This window comes from Neorhizobium descurainiae (genome assembly GCF_051400715.1).
Classification (GTDB): Bacteria; Pseudomonadota; Alphaproteobacteria; order Rhizobiales; family Rhizobiaceae; genus Neorhizobium.
The window spans coordinates 240,431-264,337 of sequence record NZ_JBLFFK010000008.1; the positions used below are offsets into that span (position 1 = coordinate 240,431).

General features: G+C 63.9%; 27 protein-coding genes and 2 pseudogenes. 12 read left to right on the forward strand and 17 right to left on the reverse strand.

Features of this window, described 5'->3' with window-relative positions; all coding sequences use genetic code 11:
* Window positions 1-16: 16 nt before the first annotated feature.
* From ACMGE0_RS16605 to ACMGE0_RS16620, 4 genes are all read right to left on the reverse strand, one after another.
* Entirely contained in the window at window positions 17-1,270 is a 1,254-nt protein-coding gene (locus ACMGE0_RS16605) for an aminopeptidase (RefSeq protein WP_436816972.1), read from the reverse strand.
* Between the two features lie 101 nt (window positions 1,271-1,371).
* Entirely contained in the window at window positions 1,372-1,845 is a 474-nt protein-coding gene (gene ybaK, locus ACMGE0_RS16610) for a Cys-tRNA(Pro) deacylase (protein ID WP_436816973.1), read from the reverse strand.
* A 6-nt stretch (window positions 1,846-1,851) separates the two neighbouring features.
* Window positions 1,852-2,010, reverse strand: coding sequence for a hypothetical protein (locus ACMGE0_RS16615; protein WP_436816974.1), 159 nt, complete (start codon window positions 2,008-2,010; stop codon window positions 1,852-1,854).
* A 41-nt stretch (window positions 2,011-2,051) separates the two neighbouring features.
* Window positions 2,052-2,399 (reverse strand): ArsC family reductase, encoded by a 348-nt coding sequence (locus ACMGE0_RS16620; RefSeq protein ID WP_436816975.1) that lies wholly within the window; start codon window positions 2,397-2,399, stop codon window positions 2,052-2,054.
* 175 nt (window positions 2,400-2,574) lie between these two features.
* On the opposite strand from ACMGE0_RS16620, the gene ACMGE0_RS16625 reads away from it, so the two are divergent.
* On the forward strand, window positions 2,575-2,739 hold the full coding sequence (locus ACMGE0_RS16625; protein ID WP_436816976.1) for a hypothetical protein: 165 nt from the start codon (window positions 2,575-2,577) through the stop codon (window positions 2,737-2,739).
* A gap of 96 nt (window positions 2,740-2,835) precedes the next feature.
* Here ACMGE0_RS16625 and ACMGE0_RS16630 read toward each other — a convergent pair whose 3' ends face one another.
* From ACMGE0_RS16630 to ACMGE0_RS16650, 5 genes are all read right to left on the reverse strand, one after another.
* Complete coding sequence (locus tag ACMGE0_RS16630) at window positions 2,836-3,318, reverse strand: VOC family protein (RefSeq protein ID WP_436816977.1); 483 nt, start codon at window positions 3,316-3,318, stop codon at window positions 2,836-2,838.
* 84 nt (window positions 3,319-3,402) lie between these two features.
* Window positions 3,403-4,062, reverse strand: coding sequence for a 2'-5' RNA ligase family protein (locus ACMGE0_RS16635; RefSeq protein ID WP_436816978.1), 660 nt, complete (start codon window positions 4,060-4,062; stop codon window positions 3,403-3,405).
* 129 nt (window positions 4,063-4,191) lie between these two features.
* Window positions 4,192-4,656, reverse strand: coding sequence for a nuclear transport factor 2 family protein (locus ACMGE0_RS16640; RefSeq protein ID WP_436816979.1), 465 nt, complete (start codon window positions 4,654-4,656; stop codon window positions 4,192-4,194).
* 15 nt (window positions 4,657-4,671) lie between these two features.
* The gene (locus tag ACMGE0_RS16645) at window positions 4,672-6,093 is read right to left on the reverse strand and encodes an alpha/beta fold hydrolase (RefSeq protein WP_436816980.1); all 1,422 of its coding nucleotides are present in this window, start codon (window positions 6,091-6,093) and stop codon (window positions 4,672-4,674) included.
* 91 nt (window positions 6,094-6,184) lie between these two features.
* Complete coding sequence (locus ACMGE0_RS16650) at window positions 6,185-6,943, reverse strand: helix-turn-helix domain-containing protein (RefSeq protein ID WP_436816981.1); 759 nt, start codon at window positions 6,941-6,943, stop codon at window positions 6,185-6,187.
* Between the two features lie 163 nt (window positions 6,944-7,106).
* On the opposite strand from ACMGE0_RS16650, the gene ACMGE0_RS16655 reads away from it, so the two are divergent.
* The 3 genes from ACMGE0_RS16655 (at window position 7,107) to ACMGE0_RS16665 (ending at window position 9,410) form a co-directional block, all read left to right on the forward strand.
* The gene (locus tag ACMGE0_RS16655; RefSeq protein ID WP_436816982.1) at window positions 7,107-7,664 is read left to right on the forward strand and encodes a methylated-DNA--[protein]-cysteine S-methyltransferase; all 558 of its coding nucleotides are present in this window, start codon (window positions 7,107-7,109) and stop codon (window positions 7,662-7,664) included.
* Window positions 7,665-7,880: 216 nt separating this feature from the next.
* Complete coding sequence (locus ACMGE0_RS16660; RefSeq protein WP_436816983.1) at window positions 7,881-8,798, forward strand: arginase family protein; 918 nt, start codon at window positions 7,881-7,883, stop codon at window positions 8,796-8,798.
* A gap of 96 nt (window positions 8,799-8,894) precedes the next feature.
* Window positions 8,895-9,410: a hypothetical protein gene (locus ACMGE0_RS16665; protein WP_436816984.1), complete on the forward strand. Its 516-nt coding sequence runs from the start codon at window positions 8,895-8,897 to the stop codon at window positions 9,408-9,410.
* A gap of 108 nt (window positions 9,411-9,518) precedes the next feature.
* On the opposite strand, the gene ACMGE0_RS16670 is transcribed toward ACMGE0_RS16665, so the two are convergent.
* Entirely contained in the window at window positions 9,519-9,950 is a 432-nt protein-coding gene (locus ACMGE0_RS16670; RefSeq protein WP_436816985.1) for a winged helix-turn-helix transcriptional regulator, read from the reverse strand.
* Window positions 9,951-10,104: 154 nt separating this feature from the next.
* Here ACMGE0_RS16670 and ACMGE0_RS16675 point away from each other — a divergent pair, with 154 nt between their 5' ends.
* Together ACMGE0_RS16675 and ACMGE0_RS16680 are read left to right on the forward strand one after the other, a co-directional pair.
* Complete coding sequence (locus ACMGE0_RS16675; protein ID WP_436816986.1) at window positions 10,105-10,461, forward strand: hypothetical protein; 357 nt, start codon at window positions 10,105-10,107, stop codon at window positions 10,459-10,461.
* 91 nt (window positions 10,462-10,552) lie between these two features.
* The gene (locus ACMGE0_RS16680; RefSeq protein ID WP_436816987.1) at window positions 10,553-11,368 is read left to right on the forward strand and encodes an oxidoreductase; all 816 of its coding nucleotides are present in this window, start codon (window positions 10,553-10,555) and stop codon (window positions 11,366-11,368) included.
* A gap of 476 nt (window positions 11,369-11,844) precedes the next feature.
* On the opposite strand, the pseudogene ACMGE0_RS16685 reads toward ACMGE0_RS16680, so the two are convergent.
* A pseudogene (locus ACMGE0_RS16685) lies at window positions 11,845-12,447 on the reverse strand (quinone oxidoreductase family protein); the annotation flags it as partial.
* 113 nt (window positions 12,448-12,560) lie between these two features.
* On the opposite strand from ACMGE0_RS16685, the gene ACMGE0_RS16690 reads away from it, so the two are divergent.
* A complete protein-coding gene (locus ACMGE0_RS16690) occupies window positions 12,561-13,508 on the forward strand; it encodes an AraC family transcriptional regulator (RefSeq protein ID WP_436816988.1) in 948 nt (315 codons plus the stop codon).
* A gap of 168 nt (window positions 13,509-13,676) precedes the next feature.
* Here ACMGE0_RS16690 and ACMGE0_RS16695 read toward each other — a convergent pair whose 3' ends face one another.
* Window positions 13,677-14,600, reverse strand: a complete 924-nt coding sequence (locus ACMGE0_RS16695; protein ID WP_436816989.1) for an AraC family transcriptional regulator — start codon at window positions 14,598-14,600, stop codon at window positions 13,677-13,679.
* A 164-nt stretch (window positions 14,601-14,764) separates the two neighbouring features.
* On the opposite strand from ACMGE0_RS16695, the gene ACMGE0_RS16700 reads away from it, so the two are divergent.
* From ACMGE0_RS16700 to ACMGE0_RS16715, 4 genes are all read left to right on the forward strand, one after another.
* Entirely contained in the window at window positions 14,765-15,046 is a 282-nt protein-coding gene (locus tag ACMGE0_RS16700; protein WP_436816990.1) for a hypothetical protein, read from the forward strand.
* Window positions 15,047-15,101: 55 nt separating this feature from the next.
* Window positions 15,102-15,566, forward strand: coding sequence for a (2Fe-2S)-binding protein (locus tag ACMGE0_RS16705; protein WP_436816991.1), 465 nt, complete (start codon window positions 15,102-15,104; stop codon window positions 15,564-15,566).
* A 10-nt stretch (window positions 15,567-15,576) separates the two neighbouring features.
* Entirely contained in the window at window positions 15,577-17,895 is a 2,319-nt protein-coding gene (locus ACMGE0_RS16710; protein WP_436816992.1) for a xanthine dehydrogenase family protein molybdopterin-binding subunit, read from the forward strand.
* A 324-nt stretch (window positions 17,896-18,219) separates the two neighbouring features.
* On the forward strand, window positions 18,220-18,852 hold the full coding sequence (locus ACMGE0_RS16715) for a class I SAM-dependent methyltransferase (RefSeq protein ID WP_436816993.1): 633 nt from the start codon (window positions 18,220-18,222) through the stop codon (window positions 18,850-18,852).
* Window positions 18,853-18,975: 123 nt separating this feature from the next.
* Here ACMGE0_RS16715 and ACMGE0_RS16720 read toward each other — a convergent pair whose 3' ends face one another.
* From ACMGE0_RS16720 to ACMGE0_RS16730, 3 genes are all read right to left on the reverse strand, one after another.
* Window positions 18,976-20,073, reverse strand: coding sequence for an aldo/keto reductase (locus ACMGE0_RS16720; protein WP_436816994.1), 1,098 nt, complete (start codon window positions 20,071-20,073; stop codon window positions 18,976-18,978).
* A 105-nt stretch (window positions 20,074-20,178) separates the two neighbouring features.
* On the reverse strand, window positions 20,179-20,763 hold the full coding sequence (locus tag ACMGE0_RS16725) for a dioxygenase family protein (protein ID WP_436816995.1): 585 nt from the start codon (window positions 20,761-20,763) through the stop codon (window positions 20,179-20,181).
* A 24-nt stretch (window positions 20,764-20,787) separates the two neighbouring features.
* Entirely contained in the window at window positions 20,788-21,750 is a 963-nt protein-coding gene (locus ACMGE0_RS16730) for an MBL fold metallo-hydrolase (RefSeq protein ID WP_436816996.1), read from the reverse strand.
* A gap of 89 nt (window positions 21,751-21,839) precedes the next feature.
* Here ACMGE0_RS16730 and ACMGE0_RS16735 point away from each other — a divergent pair, with 89 nt between their 5' ends.
* Window positions 21,840-22,814, forward strand: a complete 975-nt coding sequence (locus tag ACMGE0_RS16735; protein ID WP_436816997.1) for a LysR family transcriptional regulator — start codon at window positions 21,840-21,842, stop codon at window positions 22,812-22,814.
* A 144-nt stretch (window positions 22,815-22,958) separates the two neighbouring features.
* Here the strand turns inward: ACMGE0_RS16735 and ACMGE0_RS16740 are convergent, their stop codons facing one another.
* Both ACMGE0_RS16740 and ACMGE0_RS16745 read right to left on the reverse strand, forming a co-directional pair.
* Complete coding sequence (locus ACMGE0_RS16740; RefSeq protein ID WP_436816998.1) at window positions 22,959-23,462, reverse strand: lipocalin-like domain-containing protein; 504 nt, start codon at window positions 23,460-23,462, stop codon at window positions 22,959-22,961.
* A 178-nt stretch (window positions 23,463-23,640) separates the two neighbouring features.
* A pseudogene (locus tag ACMGE0_RS16745) lies at window positions 23,641-23,907 on the reverse strand (short chain dehydrogenase); the annotation flags it as partial.

Sequence of the window (23,907 nt, forward strand, 5' to 3'; positions counted from 1 at the left end):
AATGGGAGCGATCGGATCAGGCCCACTCGCCCCTGCGCATGACCGGCACGCGGGAGCCGTCGGCGCGGATGCCGTCGATATCGACCTTGTCGGAACCGATCATCCAGTCGATATGGATGAGGCTCGAATTGCCGCCCTGCGCCTTGATTTCGTCCTGGCTGAGCGTTGCGCCGTTCAGGAAGCATTTCGAATAGCACTGTCCGAGCGCGATGTGGCAGGAGGCGTTTTCGTCGAACAGCGTGTTGTAGAACAGGATGCCGCTCCTGGAGATCGGCGAGGAATGCGGCACGAGCGCCACTTCGCCGAGCCGGCGCGCGCCTTCGTCGGTGTCGAGCACCTTGCTCAGGACCTCCTCGCCCCGCGAGGCCTTGGCCTCGACGATGCGGCCGCCTTCGAACTTCACCTGGATGTCGTCGATCAGCGTTCCCTGATGCGACAGCGGCTTGGTGCTCGACACATGGCCTTCGACCTTCAGCGCGTGCGGCGTGGTGAAGACCTCTTCGGTCGGGATGTTGGGATTGCAGGTGATGCCGTTCTTCGCCGTCGAGGCGCCACCATGCCATTCGTGGCCGTCGGCGAGCCCCACGGTCAGGTCCGTGCCGGGGCCGGTGAAATGAAGGGCCGAGAAACGCTCCTCGTTCAGCCAGCTCGAACGTTTCTTGAGATTGGCGTTATGTTCCGTCCAGGCGGCGATGGGGTCGGCGAGATCGACGCGCGAGGCGGCGAAGATCGCCTCCGCCAGCTTGCCGACGGCGACATCCTCGGGAGCATCCGGAAAGACCTGCTTCGCCCAGGATGGGTTCGGATAGGAGATGATGTTCCAGTTGATGTCGAAATTGGCGATCTTCTCCAGCGCCGGCTTGTAGGCCATGGAATTGGCCTTGTTGGCGCGGGCCACCTTGGACGGATCCTGGCTGGAGAGCAGCATCGGGTTGTCGCCGGCGATCGCCAGCCGCGCCGCGCCGTTGCCATAGGCCCTGGCCATGCCTTCGTAGAGCCAGTCGGAGGCCCGGTCGAAGCTCGCATCGGGCGCGTATTCATAGCGCGCCAGCGTGGTCTCTTCGTCCGAATAGAAAGTCGTGACGATGCCGGCGCCGGCCTTGTAGGCGTGCTTGGTGATGAGGCGCACGAGCGGCAGGGCGGCAAGCGGCGCCGTGATCACCAGATCCTGGCCCTGTTCGAGCCTCAGGCCCACCTTGACGGCCACTTCCGCCAGTTTCTCAAGCTTCTGGGGATCGACGACGGTTTGAAAATTCGGCACGATTGTCATGGGGGCCTCTGCTTTCTTCCTGTGCGATCCGCCAGACTTAAAGAGGTTTGGGGCAAAATTGAAGCTCGCCCGGCGCGAAACCGTGGTCTCGCCTCCGTTGCTCACGCCACCAGCGGCGCGGCGACGGCCTTCAGCGCGTCGCGCGCCGCCTTCGGGTCGAGCCGCACCTGCAGCCCGCGCTGGCCGCCGTTGATATAGACATGCGGCTCGTCGAGCGCCGTCACTTCGATCGCGGCCGGGACTGGTTTCTTCTGGCCGAAGGGGCTGATGCCGCCGACATGATAGCCGGTCGCGCGTTCCGCATCGGCGGGTTTCATCATGTGAGCCGACTTGCCGCCGAAGGCGGCGGCGAGCTTCTTCATCGAAACCTCCCGGTCCGAGGGAACGACGACGCAGACCGGCTTGCCGTCCACCTCCGCCATCAGGGTCTTCAGCACCCGGCGCGGTTCCTCGCCGATCGCCTCCGCCGCCTGCAGCCCGATCCGGTCGGCATTCGGATCGTAGTCGTAACTGACGGTGGTGAAGGCAACGCCGGCCTTTTCGAGCGCCTGCGTGGCGCGGGTGGTCCTGGACATGGCTCGTCAGCGGTCCGATCGAGAATGGGCGCGGTCCAATTTGTCCAGGATATCAAGTCCGCGTTTCTTATTCCCTTTCGCCGCGAGCAGACGGAAACGGGTTTCGGTGTCGAATTCGGCAAGAGCCCTTGCAGAAAACTCCTCGAAAAGCTTGTTGATGCTCATTTCTTCTACCTCCAAGTCAAGAATTCGCTACCGTCAATGGGTCAGCCGAGTTCTGTCTCATAAACCTCCGGCTTGAAGCCGACGATCAGCTTGCCGTCCGCTTCCAGCACCGGGCGCTTGATCATCGAAGGCTGGGCGAGCATCAGGGCGATCGCCTTCTCGCGATCGAGGTCCCTCTTGTCGGCATCGTCGAGTTTCTTGAAGGTCGTGCCGGCGCGGTTGAGCACCGTTTCCCAGCCGGCGCGGTCCACCCACCGATCGAGATGCGCCCGGTCGATGCCCTCGGCCTTGTAGTCGTGGAAGACATGAGCGACGCCCTTCCGGTCGAGCCAGGCGCGCGCCTTCTTCATCGTGTCGCAGTTCTTGATGCCGTAGATCGTGATCGCCATCGAATACCCCTTGTTCCGGTGTGACCGATAACAAGGGCCCGGCTTGCCGCGCAAGCCCGCCGGCAATGGTTAATGACCGATATGTGACGGCTGCATGGCTCCCCTGCTTCGTTGTGCGTTGCACAAAAACGGTCCAACCATCATATTTCAGGAGAACGAAAAAGGAGAGATGAACATGTCCGTTAAGAACAAGACCCGCGGCGGCGTCATCGGCCGCGCCTTCGCCGTCATGAGCGCCGCCATTTCGGTTTCGGCCGCCGTTGAAAACCACCGCCGTCCGAACAGCCGCGACCTCCACACCCTCGGCATCGATCCCAAGGCTTTCGATCGCCTCGGCTGACTTATCTCCCCGGCCTTTGCGGCCGGGTAGGGAGGCTGCTTTCAGCCTGAAGTACAAGCCTGGAGAGAATGCGCGCAAAACCGAGGGCGGCTTGCATCACCCCCGATAGGCCGCTTCCAGCTTGGCGATCTCGATTCTTTTCATCTGATACATCGCCTGCAGGACGCGATCGGCCCGGTCGGCATCGCCATCCGTCAGCATTTTCGGAAGCCTGGCGTAGTTGACCTGCCAGAAGAGGCCGTAGCGGTCCGTCAGCCAGCCGCAGGGCTTTTCCTCCCCGGTTTCGACAAGCGCGTCGTAATACCGGTCGATCTCTTCCTGCGTCTCGCAATGGATGAGAAGGGAAATGGCGCCGTTGAACTTCGCCCAGGGGCCGGCGTTGATCGCGGCAAAGCTCTGGCCTTCGAGCTCGAAGCCCATGGCCATGACGGAGCCTTTCCGGCCGGGACCTGCATCGCCATAATGCGTGACATCGGTGATGCGGGATTCGTCGAAGACCGAAACGTAGAAATTGACGGCTTCTTCCGCGTTGCCCTCGAACCAGAGATGCGGAACGATCTTGTGTTTCTGGATGGCCATGTATCTTTCTCCTCTATTGGGTGACCGCCCTGAGGACGTTTGAACATCTGCCGATCCGACAGGCCTTCCGAGAAAATCGGGGGCTCAAATCAGAAAGCGTAATTGCTCCGGAGCGGAGGGATAGGGCGGCGCATCGGGATCGAAACGCCACCGTCCGAACTCCTCGTGCCGGCTTTCGCCGTAATGGCTGTAGATCAGCAGGAATTCCTCGGCGACCCAGCCATACGGCTTCTCGACGGGCAATGGATCGATCTTCCCGCAATCGTAGATGACGGTCACGTGGGGTTCGAGGGACGTTAGCGGAAAACGGGGAAGATTGTGCCGCGTCAGCGTGTTCCGCAGCGTCCGCACGAAGCCTCGGAGTTCCCGGTTGACGGCAGAGCTTGTCAGGACGAGATGCCTCTTTCCTCCGAACAAGTCGCTGCCATCGAGATCGATGCGGATGGGCCTCGCCCTGATCCTGCGTATCGCCGCATCGATGGATGGAATGAGATGGCGCGGAGGTTCATCGAATTGCTCCATGCACAGCAGCGTCATGTGCAGGAGCTCGGCCGGATAGGCGGCCCGCCGGGCCCTGTTCCCGGCATGTCTGGCGGCATCGCGATTCATGCGCCGAGAGGCAAAGGGCGTCGGCTTCAGGCAGAAGAACAGCTTGCTCGGATGCGGCCGAGCCCTTCCCTGGAAAGCAGGCCAATCCTCGCCGAAGGGGAGCGAAGATTGGCTGTATGCGTGTCGCAAGCTCATCCTGCTACTGTCCTGGCCATCCGGTCTGATGCCGTCGATCGAAGCCTAGCGGGACTCGTCTTGCGTGTAAAGAACAAATAGTGAACATATCGGATTGTGGCTAATCCGCCAGCCGTTCCGGCAGCGGCTTCAGCGGATAGGCGGCCCAGAAGAACGTGTCGGCGGCGGCCTGGTCGTAGGAAAAGTTGCGTGCTTCCTTGATCTTGCCGTCCTCGATGCGGAAGGCGAGCACCCAGATGGTATCGACATTGGCGCCTTCGCGGTTCGACCAGCCGCGATGCATGTCGACGACCCAGTTCCCGTCGGCCAGCAGGGCGATGAGTTCTGCCCGGAAGCCCGCCTTGCCGAGCTGCCGGAAGAAGCGGCGACTTCCGCCTTGCCGCGCTTGGTGCCGGCCAGCGGATGGTGGCCGGGAATGTGCCACTCGATGTCGTCGGCGAAGAAATCGGCGACCTTGCCCATGTCGCCGGCCGCATAGGCGGCATAGTAATCGGCGATGACCTTGCGGTTTTCCTCCGGACTGGCGGCCATGGCGGGCGCTCCTGAAAAGAGGGCCGCAGCGACGAGCAAAGCTCGGGTGATGGTTCCGGACATGGTTTCCTCCTTGGTTCAGCGGGTCTGGCGCGCGCGCTCGGCCGCGCGGGCGACGAGGCCGCGGTCGCCGGTCTCGTGGGTATGGGTCATGGTGAGCGCGGAAACCTTCCAGGCGCCGTTCGCTTTGACGAGTTCGTAGCGGTAATGGCCCATCAGCACCCAGAGATCGTCTTCGATGCGGTGGGTGGCCTGGAAATCGGCCTCGGCGGTGGCGGTCGTGCCGCGCATTCCGGTGATCGCATGGTTGGTAACGAGATGCAGCGTTTCGTCGAAGCCGGGCAGGAAGCCCGACCATTGCTCGATCACCGCGTCGGCCGGCCGGATGGCCGCTTCGCCGCCCCAGAGGCTCGTATAGTCGAGCTTCACCTCGTCGGCGAGGGCGCGGCGGACACGATCCCATTGATGCCGGTCGGCGCCGGCTGCGATATCGGTGATCGCATCGACGATCGCCGCGCGATCCTCAAGGCTCACCGGCTGAGGCGCGCCGGCCCGGGTGAAATGCGCCGCGACGGCATCGGCGGCGACTTTGACCGGTTCCGGCCGGTCGTAGAAATCGAACTGGCTGACGCCGTCGAGCCAGAGCTCGGACTTTTCGCCGGGAAGCAGGGCGTAGAAGGCATGTGCGCCCTGCGGCACGGCGGCGGCCTCCGAATGGACCATCAGCACCGGCTTGTCGAGTTTAGCTCCGAGCGAAACGGAATCGTATGTGAGCCACGGTTCCCAGGAGGCGAGATTGAAACGGTTGTCGTATTGCGGGATGAGGCCGCGATCCGCCTCGGTGTAGTAGGGGATCCGGTACATGAGCGAGGTCCGGTCGGTCTGGCTGGCGGCGGTGACGATCTGCGGCCTGCCTTGGCGTTCGGCGTCCTCCGCCTCACGCGAGGTGACGATCAGCCCGGCGACGCCGTCCGGACCGCCATAGACCTGTTCGACGATTTCCCGGTTGTGCAGCCAGGGCGCGACCAGCGCGACCGATGCGAAGTTCGCATTGCCCGTCGCGGCTGCGGCCATGTATCCGGCCGAGGCGCAGATGCCGAGGCCGTGCACCTGGGTACCATCGACTTCCGGCAGCGCCGTCATGAAGGCGGCGGCTGCCGCGAGATCGCCGGTCTTCGTCGCCGGGTCCTCCCTGAAGCGGGGCTCGCCGCCGGATTCGCCCCAGCCGCGATAGTCGAAGGCGAGTGCGGCAAAGCCCCGTTCGGCCATCTCGCGGGCATAAAGGCCGGACATCTGCTCCTTGATCGAGGTCCAGGCACCGGCAACGACCACGCCGGGGCGCCTTTCGCCGCGCGGGTAATCGGCGGGCAGATAAAGCGTGCCGGCAAGCGTCGCACCTTCGTTCTCGAAGGAAACCTTGCGCGTCTGGATGTCGGCGGCAAAGGCGGCGGAGGTCATCATCGCTGCGCAGAAAGTTGAAAGAGCCGTGGTCTTCATCATGCGTCTCCTCTCCGTTCGGATGACGGGAGGGTCGTAGCTTCGCAGGCATTCCGCAGGCGCGATTCTTGCCGTTCGTTATGCGTTTATTGCTCTATCGGCCGCGGTAAGCGGCAGGCGTTGTGCCTGTGTGGCGGCGGAAATGCTGGCCGAAGCGGGAGACGTCCTCATAGCCGATATCGGCCGCCACCGAGGCGACCGGAAGGCGCGTGGTCTTCAAAAGCAATTTGGCAAGCTCCATGCGCGCGTGGATGACGTATTGCAGCGGCGACTTGCCGGTGGCTCTGGTGAAGGCGCGCACGAAATGAAAGCGGCTCATCGCCGCCTCGGAGGCCAGATCGTCGAGGGAAAGATCGGTGGCGAGATTGTCGTGGATATGGTCGAGCGCGCGGCGCAGCCGCCGGTCCCCGATATCGGCAAGCTCCGGTTTCGGCGGCGCCAGCACGTGTGCCAGATGCGCGGCGAGTGCAAGCTGCATGGTTTCCAGATAGAGCGACGGCGCATTGCCGGCGGTCGCGACCGCCTGGTGGATGAGCTGCACGAGCAGCGGATCGAAAGCGCCGACGACCGGCGCGAAATCCGCATGGCGCTCGAAACCCACGCCGGAAAGCAGGCTTTCGGGCATTTCGAGCTTCAGGAAGGAAAGCGCCTCGTCATATTCGCAGATGCCGGTGGCCCCTGCCGGCAGGATCCAGCCCTCGCCGGTCTTGAGAGGAATATGCCGCCTCTTGTCGGAGCCGACCGCTATCCGGTGCCGGTCCTGATCGGCCAGGAAGAGGCCGAGGGAGAGGCGCGGCATGGCAAAGCCGCCGCCGCCGGGAGGCGTGTCCAGCCTCTCCGCTTTCAGTCGCATCCGTTCCTGTGCCTGCGGTCCGGTCATTCGCGAAGGGTAGCGCCTGCCGAGGGAAACTCAACGAAAAGTTCCGTGAGAACAGACGAAGCAAGGCAAGAAACGGGTTGAATCCCGGGCCCTCAGGCACGATCTTGAGGGCAGGTGAAATGCGGAGATTATCCTCATGGCTGCGCATCAATATCTCATCTTCGAAACGGCCGGCGGCTTCTGCGGCATCGCCTGGAACGATGTCGACATCACGCGCTTCCAGCTGCCGACGAAAAGCGCGGGCTCGACCGAACGGCTGCTCCGGCGTCGCCTGGCGGAGGCCGAGCGCGGCACGCCGCCGGCTGAAATTTGGGAAGCGGTCGAGGCCGTGAAGCGGTATTTCGCGGGCGAAGCGGTCGATTTCTCCCGCTTCAGGCTCGATCTCGAAGGCCAGGACGATTTCTTCCGGGAGATCTACGCCGCGGCCCGCCGCATCGGCTGGGGGCACACGACCACCTATGGAGCGATCGCAAAAGAGCTCGGCGCCGGCCCGCAAGCCGCCCGGGACGTCGGCCAGGCGATGGCGAAGAACCCCGTGGCGCTGATCATCCCCTGTCACCGGGTGCTTGCGGCCGGCGGCAGGATTGGCGGCTTTTCCGCGCCGGGCGGCTCGACCTCCAAGGCGCGCATGCTGGAGCTGGAAGGCGTGCGCCTGACCCCGCCAGAGCCGGCGCAGCAATCGCTGGGGTTCTAAACCCGGCGAGCTGCTTCACCCCGACGCCTTCGTCTATCTGCCATTGGCGGCATCCGGTGAGTTTCCTTGCACCAGTCTTCCGAGCCGTGGGAACATGACGGATCGTTGTCAGTTCCGCGTGTGATTTTGCGCGGGCAATGATAGGCTCTTCCTCTGTCAGGGATTGGGTACGCCCGAGCTCAAAGGTCTTGGCTCGGAGAAAGCGCGGTGCGAACCATGAGCAACCGTCTGACTGTCATCGGAGCGCCGACAAGCGCCGGGGCATATGCGCCCGGGCAGGAGAAAGCTCCCGAAGCTTTTCGACGCCATGGATTGATTCCCGCCCTGGAGCGGGCCGGATGGCGCGTTCGGGACATGGGCGACCTTGCCTGTTTTCGGTGGCGTCCGGACCCCGGCAACCGGAATTCCATGAACCTCGGGGCGGTGCGCGAAGCGGCGAGGGCGGTCTCCGGGCACGTCGGGCGCGCCATGGCGGAGGGCGAGGCGACACTCGTCCTTGGCGGTGACTGCACCATAGAACTGGGGGTGGTCGCCGGCGCGCTGATCGACGGCGCTTCGGTCGGCTTGATCTACATTGATGGCGACGCCGATCTCAATGTGCCGGAAACCGCCGAAGGGGCGCTCGACTGGACTGGCATCGCCCACATGCTTGATCTACCCGGCGCGCTTCCTGATCTGAGTGGTCTCGCATCGAGACGGCCGATGCTTCATCCATCCGACGTGCTGCTATTCGGTGCCCATGAGGTCACAACGCCCGAGGCCAGGACGATCGCCGTCAACGACATTCAACACATCGTTCTGCCGGAGATCAAATCGGACCCGGCGGCTGCGGCCGACAAGGCAAAGACCTGGGGACTCCGCTTTGACCGTCTGCTCGTTCACGTCGACATCGATGTGCTTGCGTTTACGTCGTTTCCGATTGCCGAGAACGTCCGCTACGGAGCGCGGGGCACCGGCCTCGAGCTCGAGGAGCTTGGCAAAGTACTTGATATCCTCCTGGCAGCGCCCAACTGGCGCGCACTGACCCTGGCCGAGGTGAATCCAGATCACGCACCTGATGAGGCCGCCGCATTCGGCAGCCTCATTGCTATGCTGGCGCAGGCGCTTTTGCCGATCGCGGCTGCCGATGCGTAGGAGCTGGGCGGTCGCATACGTCCTCGACGATATGGCAATCGCGGCGCCGCCGCCAGGCGGAGGCGCCGGAGATGCGTCAAACCACGAGGCCGATCGATGAGTTCTTCCACACGAACAGAACCCCATGAAACCGCCCATGACGATCCGCGGCTGGCATTTGTCTATCAGGAGGCCGTCCGCGGCCTCCAGCATCAACAGCAGGTCGTCGAATCGCTAAACGCCCGCGGCGGCAACCTGATCTTTGCGACCGCATTTGCGACCTCGCTTCTCGGCACAAAGGCGCTGGGCGACGGTGTCGGGCCGTGGGACTGGACGGCGCTGCTGCTGCTGTTCCTTATCGGATGCTTGGCCGCATTCGTGCTCTGGCCCCACTACAATTACACGTTTCGCTTCGACCCGGAGGAACTGCTGGCCCTGTATGTCGACCAGGAAGGCGCGATGAACATGCCGGCAATTCATCGCGCGCTCGCGCTGCGGATCAAGGCGGACATGGGTAGCAACTGGCGCGTCATCCAGCGCATCCGCATCGCGCTGGAGATTGCCCTGGTGGCCCTGCTGTTTGAAATCCTGGCCTGGCTGATCTCGATCGGAGTCACCCCTCAGGGGCCGTGACGCTTGGCGGCGAATACACCGTCAGGTCAGAGGATCGCATGAAGCGGAGCACTTCATATCACCCGAACCCCGGCCGCCAAGTCCCGGTTCTCATCGCACGGACGGATGCTATTCGGGTGTTGCGACGCGAATCGGGCGGGTGCCGATCCTTGCTCCTGTGACGGCATCCACAGCCACCGGCTCGATTTCCTTTCCTGTCTCGGCGTCGATATATCGCGCCAACCTGCCTTCGCCACGGTACCGGCGTCCCCACGCACCCAGCAGGGCGAGCACCGGCAGGAAGTCGCGTCCGGCGGGGGTGAGCACATATTCGTCGCGCGGAGGCCGCTCGGAGTAGCGCCGCTTTTCCAATAGTCCCTCCTCCGTCAGCGTCGCCAGCCTTCGGGTCAGGATGGTGGGGGCGATGCTCAGGCTTTTGCGGAATTCATCGAAGCGGCTGAGGCCCATGCTCGCGTCGCGAAGGATCAACATGCTCCACGCATCGCCGACGCAGGTGAGGCTGCGGGCGATCGGGCAAGAGGCGTCGGAAAGATTCTTCATGTTGGTATCATTTTGATAGTTACTTTGTATCGAAACGATAGTAACATCGTTTCAGGATGTAATCCAGCACAAAGAAAGAGGTACTTCCATGAACACGACCAATCTTGGCGCCCCGTACCGGTCGAGATCCGCGCCATCCAAACGGAGCTTCGCGATGATCGGCCTCATCGGTGGCGGGGCGGCGCTCGGCCTGGCCGCGTCTCAGTTGCATGCCGGCGAGTTGTCCGCCATGGCGGGGGAGAGTATCCGTCTCGGCGGTTTTCATGGCGTCTTCTACTACACCGCCGAAAATGACGGCTATCGGGTGATCGCAACGATGGCGGAAGGAGAGGCCGGGAATCCGGTGCGCTTCTCGGCCACTCTCGCCGAAGGGCAGTCGGCCACGATATCCGTGCCCGGAAAATCGGGCGAGCCTGGCCGGAGCCTCGAGATTTCGCGCTCGGGCGGCAAGCTTACCGTCACCGAGGCGGGGTCGAAGTCCAACCAGCAAGTCGGGGCCATTGCCGAGTAGTGGCCTCATCGGCTCGCCTGGGCATGCGCCCCATCTCCACTTGTGCACACGCCGCAGCCGGCAATCCGGCACAAAGAAAGACGTGATTTCCATGAACAAGACCAATCTCGGCGTCGCCCTGGTGACGGGGGCATCCACCGGCATCGGGCACGCGACGGCCAAAGCCCTGCAGAATGCGGGCTTTCGCGTGTTCGGAACCAGCCGTCGCGCGGCTGGCGAAAGATCCGACGGCGTCACCATGCTGGCCTGCGACGTCACCGATGACGCGTCGGTCGCGAAACTCGTCGATGACGTGCTGGCCGAAGCCGGGCGCATCGACCTGCTTGTCAACAACGCAGGCGTCGGCTTGCTCGGCGGCGCGGAGGAATCGTCGATGGCCCAGGCCCAGGCGCTGTTCGACGTGAACGTCTTCGGCGTTCTCCGCGTGACCAACGCAGTGCTGCCGGCCATGCGACGTCAGGGGAAGGGCCGGATTGTCAACTTGAGTTCGGTGCTGGGTTTGATACCGGCCCCCTATTCCGCGCTCTATGCCTCGACCAAACATGCCATCGAGGGTTATTCCGAATCGCTCGACCACGAATTGCGTCCTTTCGGAATTCGCGTCGTGCTGGTCGAGCCCGCCTATACCCGCACGCCGTTTGAAGAAAATCTCGCCAAGCCGGATCAGTTGCTTGATATCTATGACTCTGCGCGCGTCGGCATGAATGAGGTGCTGCGGAAAGCGATCGAAACGGGCGATGCCCCCGAAATCGTAGCCGGGACGGTGTTGAAAGCAGCGACCGCTTCCGCTCCGAGGAGGCGCTATGCGGCGGGAAAAATGGCGCGCCAAGTCAGCTTTCTGCGCCGTTTCGTCCCTGAATCTGCATTCGACAAAAGTCTTCGAAAGCAGAGCGGGTTGCCGGTCTGAGGCAGGATTGAAAGCCGCGGCTTCCTTGCAAAGGTCGAGGAAGAGATCATCTCCCGGCACTATCCCGGCATCACGTTCGAATTCGACCTGACCCCACGCCGTGTCGATTTGCTGTCCGAGCCGTTCGACGTGTGGCCCGCCGGGGATAGGATATAGCGAACGTCAGAAGGGCCGGCCCACGCGTCGGCGACGGCCGTGAGCGGAAGCGTCGTGACGGGGGCATCGAATCCTGCCTTGTCCGTCTCCGTCAGAAGTTCGCGGGCGCCGGCCAACAAATCCCGGATGGCGACGCTGCCGATGCCGCTGCCCATCAGTTCGAGCCCCGAACTGCGGAAAGCATCGCCGCGGAGCGAAATCTCGTCGCCGGCGACGGTGCCGAGCTGGACGTACCGCACTCTCGGTTCGCCCATTCCGGAACCGCGATTCTTCGTCGCGGCCGCGATCACCCGGCTGGCAGGCTCACCCCAGATAAAGTCGAGCACGACATCGACCCCGCGGTCGAACTCGGCGCGCAATGCCTCGTCGGCGGCGGCGTCGAGAGCAATTCGCGCTTCGACTTCCAGCCGGTCCAGCCGCTCGCGGCTGCGACCGACCGCGATGATCCTGTTTGCCCCGAAGTGCCGCGCGACCTGCACCGCCATGCCGCCGGCAGCGCCGGTCGCGCCGTTGACGAGCACGGTAGAACCCGGCTGGATCGGCGCCCGGCGCGTCAGGGCAACCCATGATGCCAGGCCGCCGGTCGCGACCGCCGCGGCGCGAACGTCGGAGACATCGTCCGGGATGGCGACGAGCATTTCTTTCGAGACCAGCGTCAGCTCGCCCATCGAGCCGAAGGGTGCCCTGGGGAATAGGAAATAGACCCGCCGGCCCTCCGGATCAGTGCCGACGCCATCCACGCCAGGTACGAAGCCGGCCTGGGAGCCGCTCGTGTAATGCCTGCCCGACGCCAACGCCTTGACGATGGGGCTCAGCGGCGCAGCGTGAACCCGCACGATCGTTTCTCCTTCACCCGCGACGGGGTCTCGGAAATCGCCATAGGCGGGTGCCTGGCCGAAATCCGTAACTACTGCGGCTTTCATCTTTTCTCTCCGTATGGACAATCGAACTGTCGATTTAGAGCGGAAGATATCCGCGATCCGTGGTACGCACTCTAGCTGAAAGTCTCAATTTCCTTCGCGATCGTACCTTTCCTATGGACCCGCTTTCCGAAATCCTCTCGCTGCTGAAGCCGCGCAGCTACATCACCGCCGGGTTCGACGCCGGCGGCGACTGGTCGCTGCGGCTCGACGATCTTGCTGGAAGGATCAAGTGCTACGCCGTGATACGCGGCAGTTGCTGGCTCATGCTCGAGGACGCCGGAGAGCCGGTCCAAATCGTCGCCGGCGACTGCTTCGTCCTGCCGAGCGGGCGTCCGGTGCGGATCTCGAGCGACCCGGCGCTGGCGCCGACGCTCGCAAGCGAAGCCCTTGCGCCGGACCGGGACGGAGAGACCGTCACCTACAATGGCGGCGGCGACGTGCTGCTGGCCGGAAGCCGGTTCGAAGTCAGCGGTCGGCATGCTGACGTGCTGCTCCGAACGCTGCCGCCCGTCATCCACCTCAAGGCTGCCGGGGACCAGGTGGCGCTTCGCTGGTCGATCGAGTTGATGATGCAGGAATTGCGGGAAGCGAGGCCGGGCGCGTCTCTCGTGGCGCAGCACCTTGCGCATATAATGCTGGCGCAGGCGCTCCGCCTCCATCTGTCGCAGCAATCCGGCGCGGAGATCGGCTGGTTCGCGGGCCTGGCCGACCCGCAGGTCGGCGCCGCCATCGGGGCGATCCATGCCGATCCGGGACATGGTGGGACGCTCGAAGAACTCGCCGCCCGCGCCGGCATGTCACGAACCGTTTTCGCGCGACGTTTCCGGGAGAAGACGGGAGAGACGCCGGTCGCCTACCTCACGCGCTGGCGGATGATGCTGGCTGCCGAGCGGCTTGTAGCAGGCAGCGAAACGCTGGCACGCATCGCGCGCGCCGTCGGCTACGAATCCGAAAATGCATTCAACACGGCTTTTACGCGTGTCATGGGGCTGTCGCCGCGGCGATATTCCAAAGGCGTCGATGCGCACTCCCTTGTCGAACTGCCACGGGACGACCTCTGACGCCCTCATATCGAGCCGGGGTTTCGACCGCGTTGCGTCATCGGCCGGCGTTGGTGGCCGGAGGCCTACCGAAGATGCGGCAATCGCGGCAGCGTCCTGTCGCCTCGGCATATCAGGAAGTCTCGCTCCGAGCCGCGGCGGCACGGAGCGGCTTCCTGAGACACGCGCCTAGGCGCGGCGAGCCTTGCGGCTGGCGTACTGGCTATACATACGCTGGTGGTTCAGGGCGTCCTGCTTTGGCGCGACGCCGAACATCCGGGAGTATTCACGGCTGAACTGCGACGCGCTTTCGTAGCCGACCTTGTAGGCGGCTTCCTCGACGCTTGCAGCTTCCGCCACCATCAGGCGACGCGATTCGAGAAGGCGCAATTGCTTCTGGAATTGAAGCGGCGTCACCGAGGTGAGCTGCTTGAAGTGCTGATGGAACGATGACGGGCTCATGCGCGCCACCTCGGCCATCTGCTCCACTCGCAGCGTCTGGGTGAAGTTGGCGCGCAGGAAATAGATCGCCTTGGCGATCCGCATGAAATTCGATTCCGCCGAGGCCAGACTGCAGAGTTCGGCGCCATGCGGGCCGGTCAGAAGCCAGTAGCAGACCTCGCGCATGACGGATGGATAGAGGATCGGGATAGCCTTCGGCGTCTGCGACATCCGGATCAGCCGCAGCACGCATTCCGCCAAAGGCTCGTCGACCTTCCCGACGAACACGCACGGACCGGGCGTGGCAGGCGGGACGGGGGGCGTCTCCAACTGCTCCAGCACGTCGCGCAACATCGCAACGTCGAGATCTATGGTGACGCCGATATAGGGCACCTGCGGACTTGCATCGACGACCCGCCCGCTGGCCGGCATCTCCATGCTGACGACCAGGCATTCCATGGCGCCGTAGCGAAGCGTGTCCTCGCCGAAGAGAATTTCCTTCGCTCCCTGGGCCACGATACAGAGCGACGGCCGGTAGATCTGCCGCATCGGCATCCGCTGCTGGTAGGAACGGATGATGTTGACGCTCTCGATCTGCGTCGGAAACAGCCCCTCGCCGCCGCCCTGGCTTTCGATGTAAGCGGTGACCCCGCCAAGAAGCGATGACGACACGCGGCCCTCCGGTTGGTTTCGAGGCCAGCGCAGCACTCGCCCTTCAGCCGGCAGCATATGGTCGCTTGTAGGAATAGGCAAGTTTATTGAGGTATCGGGCATTCTGGTCATTGGAGACTTCCTCTAGCTTGGTGATGCCAATCACAGCCAGGGAAGCGCCAAACATGACAGAAATCGCCGCGTCGTCAATAGATGGGCAAGATGTACTGCCCAGTATATCCGATGCGAGCGGCGATGAATACTTTGAGGCCCGGCGGGCCGTTGCGCTGCTTATTACGCTGTTTCTCGTCAGCGCCACTTCCCAGATCGACCGGATGCTTCCCTTCGTCCTGGCCGAGTCAATCAAGGAAGACCTCGATCTCAGCGACACCGAGGTGGGCTTGCTCACCGGCATCGCCATGCTGATCGCAAACCAGCGCATCGCCGCCTATCTCGGGCGGCCGTGACTGCCGGACGCAGCAGCGGCCGTAACCCGCAAGATTTCGCGAAGGGAGAAACTGCATGGTTGACTTGATGGTCAATGGGACGCGGATGAGCATCGAGACGGATGCCGATAAGCCCCTCCTATGGGTGCTCCGTGAGGATCTCGCGCTGCTCGGTCCGAAATACGGATGCGGCGTTGCCCAATGCGGGGCCTGTCGCGTCCTCATCGACGGCGAGTCCACCCCCTCCTGCGTGACGCCTGTCGGTTCCGTCGCGGGCGCGTCGGTGGTGACCGTGGAGGGGCTGGCTCAGGCGAACGGCGCCCTTTCGGCATTGCAGCAGGCGTGGCTCGACGAGCAGGTGCCGCAATGCGGATTTTGCCAGCCCGGCTTCATCATCGCTGCCACGGCGCTGCTGGAGGTGAGCCCGCGGCCGACAGACGCCGACATCGATGAGGCGATCACCAATATCTGCCGCTGCGGCACCTATCCCCGTATCCGCCGCGCGATCCATCGCGCCGCGACCATGCTGGCCGAGCGCTGAGGAGACAGTCATGCCCCGCTTTCTCTCCCGTCGCGGCTTCCTGATCACCGGCGCGGCCCTTGGCGGCACCGCCCTTGTCGCCGCCGTCGGCGGTGTCGGCTATCTGGCGACCGTCGACGTCGATGGGCTCGACGGTTTCGTCGATGGCGACCGCGCGGTTCTCAATGCCTTCCTCACGATCCATGACGACGGCCGCGTCGTCGTCAATGTCCCGCGCACCGAGATGGGGCAGGGCATCCATACCGGACTTGCCATGGTGGTGGCAGAGGAACTGGACATTCCCTTCGACGATCGGATCAGCGTGGCCTTCCCGGTCGAGCCGCTTCCGGCTTATGCCAACTGGTTCAATGTGCTTCAACAACGCCCGGAAGAGGCGGGCGGACCCACGGTCTGGGTGGGACGGCGCGTACTCGGCCTGCTTGGTTTCATCTCGACCGGCGCATCGTCCTCGACGATGGCGCTGTGGCACCCGATGCGCGTGGCCGGTGCTGCGGCCCGCCAGATGCTGCTTGCCGCCGGGGCGGCGCGCCTTGGCGTGCCCGTGGCGCAACTCACGACCGCCGACGGCTTCGTCCGGCACGAGGCCTCGGGCCGCAGCCTTTCCTATGGCGAACTCGCCCGCGAGGCCGCCGTCCTGCCGCCGCCGGACGAGCCCGTATTGAAACCCGCCGCCGAGTGGCGGCTGATCGGCAAGTCGCAACGGCGTGTCGATCTGCCTGCCAAGGTCCGGGGCGAGCCGGTATTCGGCATGGATGTCGTTCTGCCCGACATGCTCCATGCCTCGATCCGCCATGCGCCGGTGTTCGGCGCGCAGGTAGCCCGCATCGCGAACGAGGCCGAGGTGCGAGTCCAGCCCGGCGTCGAGGATGTCGCGATCATCGATGAGCGTCAGGTGGCGGTGGTGGCCGATTCCTGGTGGCGGGCCGAGCAGGCCGCCTCGCTGCTGGATATCGCCTGGACAAAAACCGAGGCGAACGGCGTCACCAGCGCTGAGATGTCCGCACGGCTGCAGGGCGCGCTCGCCAGTGATGCCCCCTACGAGAACATCAACGAGGGCGACGCGGAAGCGGCCATCGCCAACAGCACGGCAACCGTCGTCGAGGCCGCCTATGAAGTGCCCTTTCTGGCACACGCCTGCATGGAGCCGATGAATGCGACGGTGATCGTGCGGCAGGACGGATCGGCGGAGGCTTGGGTGCCGTCCCAGTCGCCATTGGGCGTGCGCTCGGGAGTGCGGAGAGGGACCGGTTGGGCCGGGATCGAGCCGACGTCCATCACCTGCAACATCACGATGAATGGAGGCGCCTTCGGTCGCCGCAGCGATCAGGATGTCGTCGCGCAAGCGGCGTTCTTGGCGGCCCGGCACCGCGGGCGGCCCGTCAAGCTGATCTGGCCGCGCGAGGAAGACATCGCACGCGGCCTCTTCCGCAGCCATGCCGCCGCGCGGCTGCGCGCTGCCTTGGGGCCGGACGGTCTGCCCGTGGCCTACGATGCGCTGGTTGCGGCGCAATCGATCATCCAGTCGGTCGCCAGCCGCAACCTGCCCGTGAACCCTGGTGCCGATGGGGATTCCCTGTCGGTCGAAGGGCTGGACAAGCTCCATTACGCCATCCCCAACCGACGCATGCGCAGCCAGAACGTTCCCAGCCACATGCCGATCGGCTTCTGGCGGTCGAATGGCTTCTCGTTCAACACCTTCTTCACCGAGAGCTTCATAGACGAATGCGCCCTGGCCGCCAAAGCGGATCCGCTGGCCTATCGCCGGGCGCTTCTGCGGGGCAGCCCGCGTCATCTCGCGGTGCTGAACCGGGTCGCCGAGCTGGCCGAATGGGGCAGCCCGATGGCGTCGGGGCGCGGGCGCGGCATCGCCATCGAGGAATGCTACCGAAGCGTGATCGCGCAGGTGGCCGAGGTCACTGTGGCGGAAGACGGCGAGATCACGGTCGACCGCGTCTTCTGCGCGATCGATGTCGGGATGGTGATCAACCCCGACGCCGTCATCGCCCAGATGGAGGGCGGCGTCGTCTTCGGCGTGACGACCGCGCTGATGAGCGCGATCACGCTCGATGGCGGCGCCGTGACGGAATCGAACTTCCACGATTTCCCGATGCAGCGCATGGCCAACGCACCGGCGGTCGAGGTCGCGATCGTCGACAGCGGCTTGCCGCCGGGCGGCGCGGGCGAGCCGGGTATCGTGCCCGTCGCAGCGGCCATCGCCAATGCCATCCACGCCGCCACCGGCCGGCGGATACGCTCGCTGCCGCTGGCCGTCACCGAAACCATCGGAGAACGCCAAACGCGGACCGTTCTGCGTTCCGCCGCGACGTAAACGCATGTGCTCGCCTCGGATCAGGGAAGCACCCCGTTCCCGCCGATCCGACGAGAGCCGCCGCTGGTCCCGTCGATCTGCTGGCGGCCTTCAAAGCCACCGGAGGCGCGCCGCGAAAAGCGGGCGCCTCCGGTGGTCCCACCCTTCTCCAGAGGAGATCAGTCAATGCCCTGCTTGTTGCGGAGACGACCCTGTTCTGGATCGCACGGCGGGTTGGCGCCCGCCGCACACTGGGTGTCGCGCCATGCGAGACCTGACGACGCCTCGCGGCGGCGCGCCAATAATCACGCCGCCGGTCAAGAAACATGATCGAGATAATTTGCCATGAAGCAACAGCATGTGGCCGAGGCGTTCGGCTTCTTTCAAGCCTGGCTCAGAAACCCTCTGCGCGTGGCGGCAGTTGCGCCGTCAGGACGGGCGCTGGCCAGCCTCATCACCTCCGAAATCTCGCAGGCCACCGGACCGGTGATCGAACTCGGGCCGGGCACCGGCGCGTTCACGCGCGCCCTGATCGCCCGCGGCGTCAGAGAAGAAGACCTCGCGCTGATCGAGTTCGGATCCGAGTTTGCCGCCGCGCTCCATTTCCGCTTCCCCGGAGCGCGTACGCTCTGGATGGATGCCGCCCGCCTGCGGATGGTCGATCTCTTCGACGGGAGACAGGCCGGCGCCGTCGTCAGCGGGCTGCCTGTCCTGTCGATGCCGCCCCGCAAGGTGATTGCGATCCTTACGGGCGCATTCCGCAAGATGAGGCCGGACGGCGCCTTCTATCAGTTCACCTACGGCCCGCGCTGCCCGGTTCCGCCCAGATTGCTGGATCATCTGGGGCTCGAGGCGGAACGGATCGGCGGCACGCTCGCCAACCTTCCGCCTGCCGCGGTCTACCGGATCAGGCGCAGGCGCCCCATTCCTTTCCGCCTTGTCCGCTTCTCATCGCGGCAGCATGAGCCCGTTGAGTAAAGATGGAGGCGCGCCGGCGGAGATCCGACCGGTCGGAGCACATGCCGAACCTTACGCTCGCTTGCAAGTCGCAACGTCATTACGGAATAGTTCGTGAGAGCATCTGTTTTCGAGTTTTAAAGCTCATTGGCCCGTACGAGCACGGGCTGTTGCTTGTGCCGCCCGGATCAATCCTTGATATTGGGCGTCCTTGTCGGGATACCAGGGCATTCGTCCGATATCGGCGAAACCCGGGATCGTCTCCATATGCTGCACCATGCGCCGGCGCATCGCCTCGTCCGGCAAGGGCCCGTACATGGCTTGGACATTGTCCTCGGCATGCTCCGGGTTCGAGGTGCCACACAGCACTGTCGTGACCGCCGGATGCGCCATGACCCACTTGAGGAAGAACTGCGCCCAGGTCGCGGCTTCGAATTCCCGCGCGAAGTCCGGCAGCGGGCGATCTTCCACCACCTTCATCAGGCGCGCTTTTTCGAGCGGAAGGTTGATGAGGACGCCGACCCCGCGGTCGGCGGCGGCCGGCAGCAGGCGGCGCTCGGCGCTGCGGTTGAAGATCGAGTAGTTCGTCTGGATGAAATCGACACCGCCACGTTCGACGAGTTCGGCGAGCTGATCCTGCGCGCCGGATTCATGGTGGGTCACGCCGACGTAGTGAATGCGTCCTTCCTTCTTCCAGGCCTGCATGAGGGGCAGGATTACCGGTGCGTTGACGATGCTGTGGCACTGCATGAGGTCGATCGTGTCGCGCCAGATGCGCAGCCTCGACTGCTCGAAACTTGCCAGGGCATGGCTTTCATCGCCGAGATATTCGCCGGTCGACCAGATCTTGTTGGCGACGAAAATCTCGGATGCCTCCGGTGTGCCCGCCAGGAACGCGCCAACGGAGACTTCCGCCGATCCGTAGAGGGGCGACGTGTCGATGACCCGGCCACCGCCCGCGACGTAGCGCCGAAAGACCTCGCCGAGTTTGCTGCGGTCGTCGCCCGGGCGGGCGTCAAAGGTCAGGAAGGTGCCGAGACCGAGTGTGGTGAGGGTCTGTTGCGTTCCCGGAATCGTTCGCGTTCGTGCAGATGCCATGGAGGCCGCCGCCGGCGCGCCCGGCTGGCCTTGGGCGTGGGCCTGACCGGAAAAGAAAGGTGTTGTACCCAGTATGGTGGCTCCCGTGCCTAAAGCGCCGATGAAGCCGCGCCGGCTGAAACCGGAATCCTGCTGTTCGCTCATGCAATAATCTCCTCGTTTGTAAGCTTGCTCATGCACGGACCTCGGCGTGCTCCGGCTGGGCGAGCCGGTGACGAGCACGACCTGGTTGGCTGAAATACCCGTGGCTCAGACCACGAAGTCGAAGCGCGCGAACTGACCGTCGCCGGCGGGGCTGATCGTCATGAGCAGTGTTTCATCGAAGATACGATCGCGTGCGTTGCCCGGTTCGCCCGGAAAGAAAAGCTGCGTCGTCAGGACATCTCCGCCCGGCCGTTGAACCCTGAAATGGAAGTGTCGCGTGCGTCCCGGATAGAGCGCCGGCACCACGGTGTTGAACCACCAGCGTCCCTGCTCGTCGGCGAATTGATGTCCCCGCAGGCGGAAGCCCCGGCGATCGTACTCGCCGTTTTCATCCGCTTGCCAGATCTCAACGAGGCTCCGCGGCGTGGGGCGACAGCGTTCGTCGAGGACATGGCCGGCGATGGTGATGCGCTCGCCCCGCGGCGCTTCCAGATAGAGATCCTGCTTCAGCGGTGAGTTCGGCTTGAAGAACGGACCGGCCTCACGGGCAGGCGTCGGTTCATCGCCGTCGACGCAGGCGCGCGTCAGCGGCAGCGACGGCGCTTCCTGTCCAACGGCGATCGCTCCGGTCAGCGGCACGAGCGGCATGGCGAGAAAACCCGAAAGAAGTGCGCGCCTTGATGTCGTCATTGCGGGCCTCCGTTATTCACCGGATCAGAACTGCCAGTTGATCGGGACCCAGGCATAGCCGGCGTCCGTCTTGAGCATGCGCCCAAGGCCGGGGAAGGGATAGTGGAAACCGAGAACGAGGAGCCGGTCTGCCGCCGCCATGTCGAAGATGCGGCGGCGGGAGGCGAGGGCGGTGTCCTTGTCGCGATCCGGCCCAGGCACCCAGGGCCGGTCGACATTGACGATCGGGTGATAGGCGAGATCGGCCGTCAGCAGGAGCTGATCGTTCCCGGATTGAACAAGGAAGTTCGCCATGCCGGGGGTGTGGCCGAATGCCGGAAGCGTGGTCAGCCCAGGGACGATCTCCGCGCCGGCTTCGTACAATTCGATCCCGCTGCTGACGGGCTCGACGCTCCGCTTGATGGCGGCTGCGAAATTGCGGCGGAAATCCTCGGGCACCGGCATATAGGAAAGGTCCGGATCGTTGCGGACGAAGAAGTCCCAATCGGCACGGGGCGCATAGACGGTCGCCCGCGGGAATGCCTTGCCGCCGTCGGCGGTTCGAAGGTTGCCGACATGGTCCGGGTGCGTGTGCGAGACGACCACGACGTCGATGTCCTCGGGCGTCAAACGGATGGCGGCGAGGTTCTCGAAGACGCGGCCACCTTGTGGGCCCATGGTCTGCCCGGCACCGGCTTCGAGGAGGACCCGCCTGCCGTTCGTTTCGATAAGAAGCGTGTTGAGATTGAGCGTCAGGCGGTCGGCCGGCAGGAAGGCGTGCCTCAGGACCTTCTGCAGTTCCGCCTCCGGCGCATCGCTGGCATAGACCCGCGGAGGGCCGCCGATCAGCCCGTCGCTCAACACGGTCGCCGAGATGTCGCCGACGCGAAAGCGGTAATGGCCGGCATTTCCACCCTGGGCCGGGGGCGAGGCGGCGGGAGCAGCCTGCGCAAAGGCCCTGCCGGTCGGCAGGATCAGTCCCGTGACGGCCGACGCGGCTGTCAGCATGATCCTCCTGCGATTCAGTGTGATTTCACCCATGCTTTTGATCCCTTCCAAATACCTGATCGCAGGCGCAGCGTTTTATTTCTCTAGGGATGACACAGATCGGGCGCGCGGATAAGCTAATCAAAATGGATCAGCTTATTAAGCAGGACTTTGCAATGCGACCACTACGCCTTGACAGCTTGGAGATCTTTGAGGACGTCGTGCGCTGTGGCGGCTTCAGAGCGGCTGCGCTTGGCAGGGGCGTTTCGTCGTCCGCTATCAGCCAATCGATCAGCGTGCTTGAGGAAGCGCTGGGCATCCGGCTCTTGAACCGAACGACACGCAGCGTCGCGCCTACTGAAGCGGGCGTGCAGCTTCTCGAGCGGCTAAGGCCCGCCCTTCACGACATCAGAACAGCGATCGACGATCTCAATCAGCTTCGCGAGCGCCCATCCGGCACCGTGCGGATCAATGCACCGGGTCCGGCCGCCGACCACGTTCTGTGCCCCCTGGCTTTTGAATTCATGAAAATCTATCCCGACGTAAACGTCGAGATCGTCAGCGACGCTGCGATCATCGATATCGTCGAGCAGGGTTTCGACGCCGGCGTGCGCTTCGGGAATCAACTCGCCCAGGACATGATCGCCATGCCCTTGGGGCCCGCCTTGCGATATGCGATCGTGGCCGCGCCTGATTATCTTCGCAAGCGCGGTCGCCCTGAGTCACCGCGCGATCTCTTGCAGCACGACTGCATTCGTCGCCGTTTCCCCGGCGGAACCATGGTGACGTGGAAATTTGAGAGGGACGGCGAGGAAGTGGAAATTACCCCGAAAGGCCGGTTGACTCTGAGTTCCGCCCATCAGGAGCTGCAGGCCGCGCTTGCGGGATCGGGTATAGCTCATCTGTTCGAGGATTATGTCCGTGACGATGTCGAACAAGGCAGGCTCATCGAATTGCTCAGCGATTGGAAGCAGAAGCTGCCGAGTTGGTATCTGTATTATCCGAGCCGGCGGCATACGAGCGCGGCCGTGCGGGCTTTCCTCGAATACATCCGCGACCAGAAATGGTGTCGAACCGGCGGCTAATGCTTAGCTCCAAACGCCGAAGAAGCAACGATAGGCGCGACCGAAGGCGCCTTGCGATCGACTTCCGGACGACCGCGACAATATCACGGACCTTTGAGAATGGATCGCGTGTCAAGAACTGCCTAGCCTAAGCGTCGATCTAGTCTAGCGTGCACGCTCAAAGATGATCGTCACCCTGGCCCCGCCGGGGCGCTGAAAGTTCTCGATCATCCGGTCGCCCTCAACCATCATGGTCAATTCATTCGTCGTTCGAACATCGCCGATCCAGTTGGGAAAGGACGAACCCTCGACAGTGTTTCCGCTGAAGTTGCCGTCCCCGTCGACGGTATAGCGGCCATACAAGGCGAGCGTGCCGGCCATGACGGCCCTGTTCTCCTCGTCGGTTCCGCCGCCCCGCTCGTTCGACATGAAACGCGGGATGCGCGGGTCGTGCAGAAACTCGACGAAATGCATGTCGCTCGTGAACACCAGTATTCCCTGAGGCTCGGGACCATAGGGAAGCGACGTCGTCCCGTTCACCTCGACTGTCGCAGAGACAATTCGCCATGTCCCGACGACCTTGTTAGGTGTCTGCGCAACCGCAGGATCGGCGCAGGAAAAGGCCATCACGGCGGCACCGGCAACGAGTATTGTTCTACGCTCGATCATGTCAAAGTCCTCTCGATCGACTGAAATGGCGGAATAAGCTGGCTGCCGCACGCGCCTCGGCAGCGGCGGCGATAGCCAGCGCTGAACCGATACTGCGACCGGAGCCGGTGATCAGGATGACCTTGGCCGATTGGCTTTGAAAATATGGCATGATCGCTCGAAGCTCATAAGGAACAGGTCAATCAAACTTTATATTAGCGAGTTCTTGTGAGACTTCCCAAAGGCGGACCGAGGCGGCCATATCAAGCGCTTGTCTGGGAGGTTTTTCCTCGACTGGATAGCCGCGCATCCCGCCCAGCCCGTCAGGGCCATAATAGGCGCCGTCCCGCGCTGCCGGGTCGGTCGCCGCGTAGAGGGTAGGCAGGGCGCCCTGCGACGCGGGCTGGAACAGGAACGGCAGGAAGCGGCGCACCCACGCAGCCATGCTCCGTCGGCCCGCTCCGTT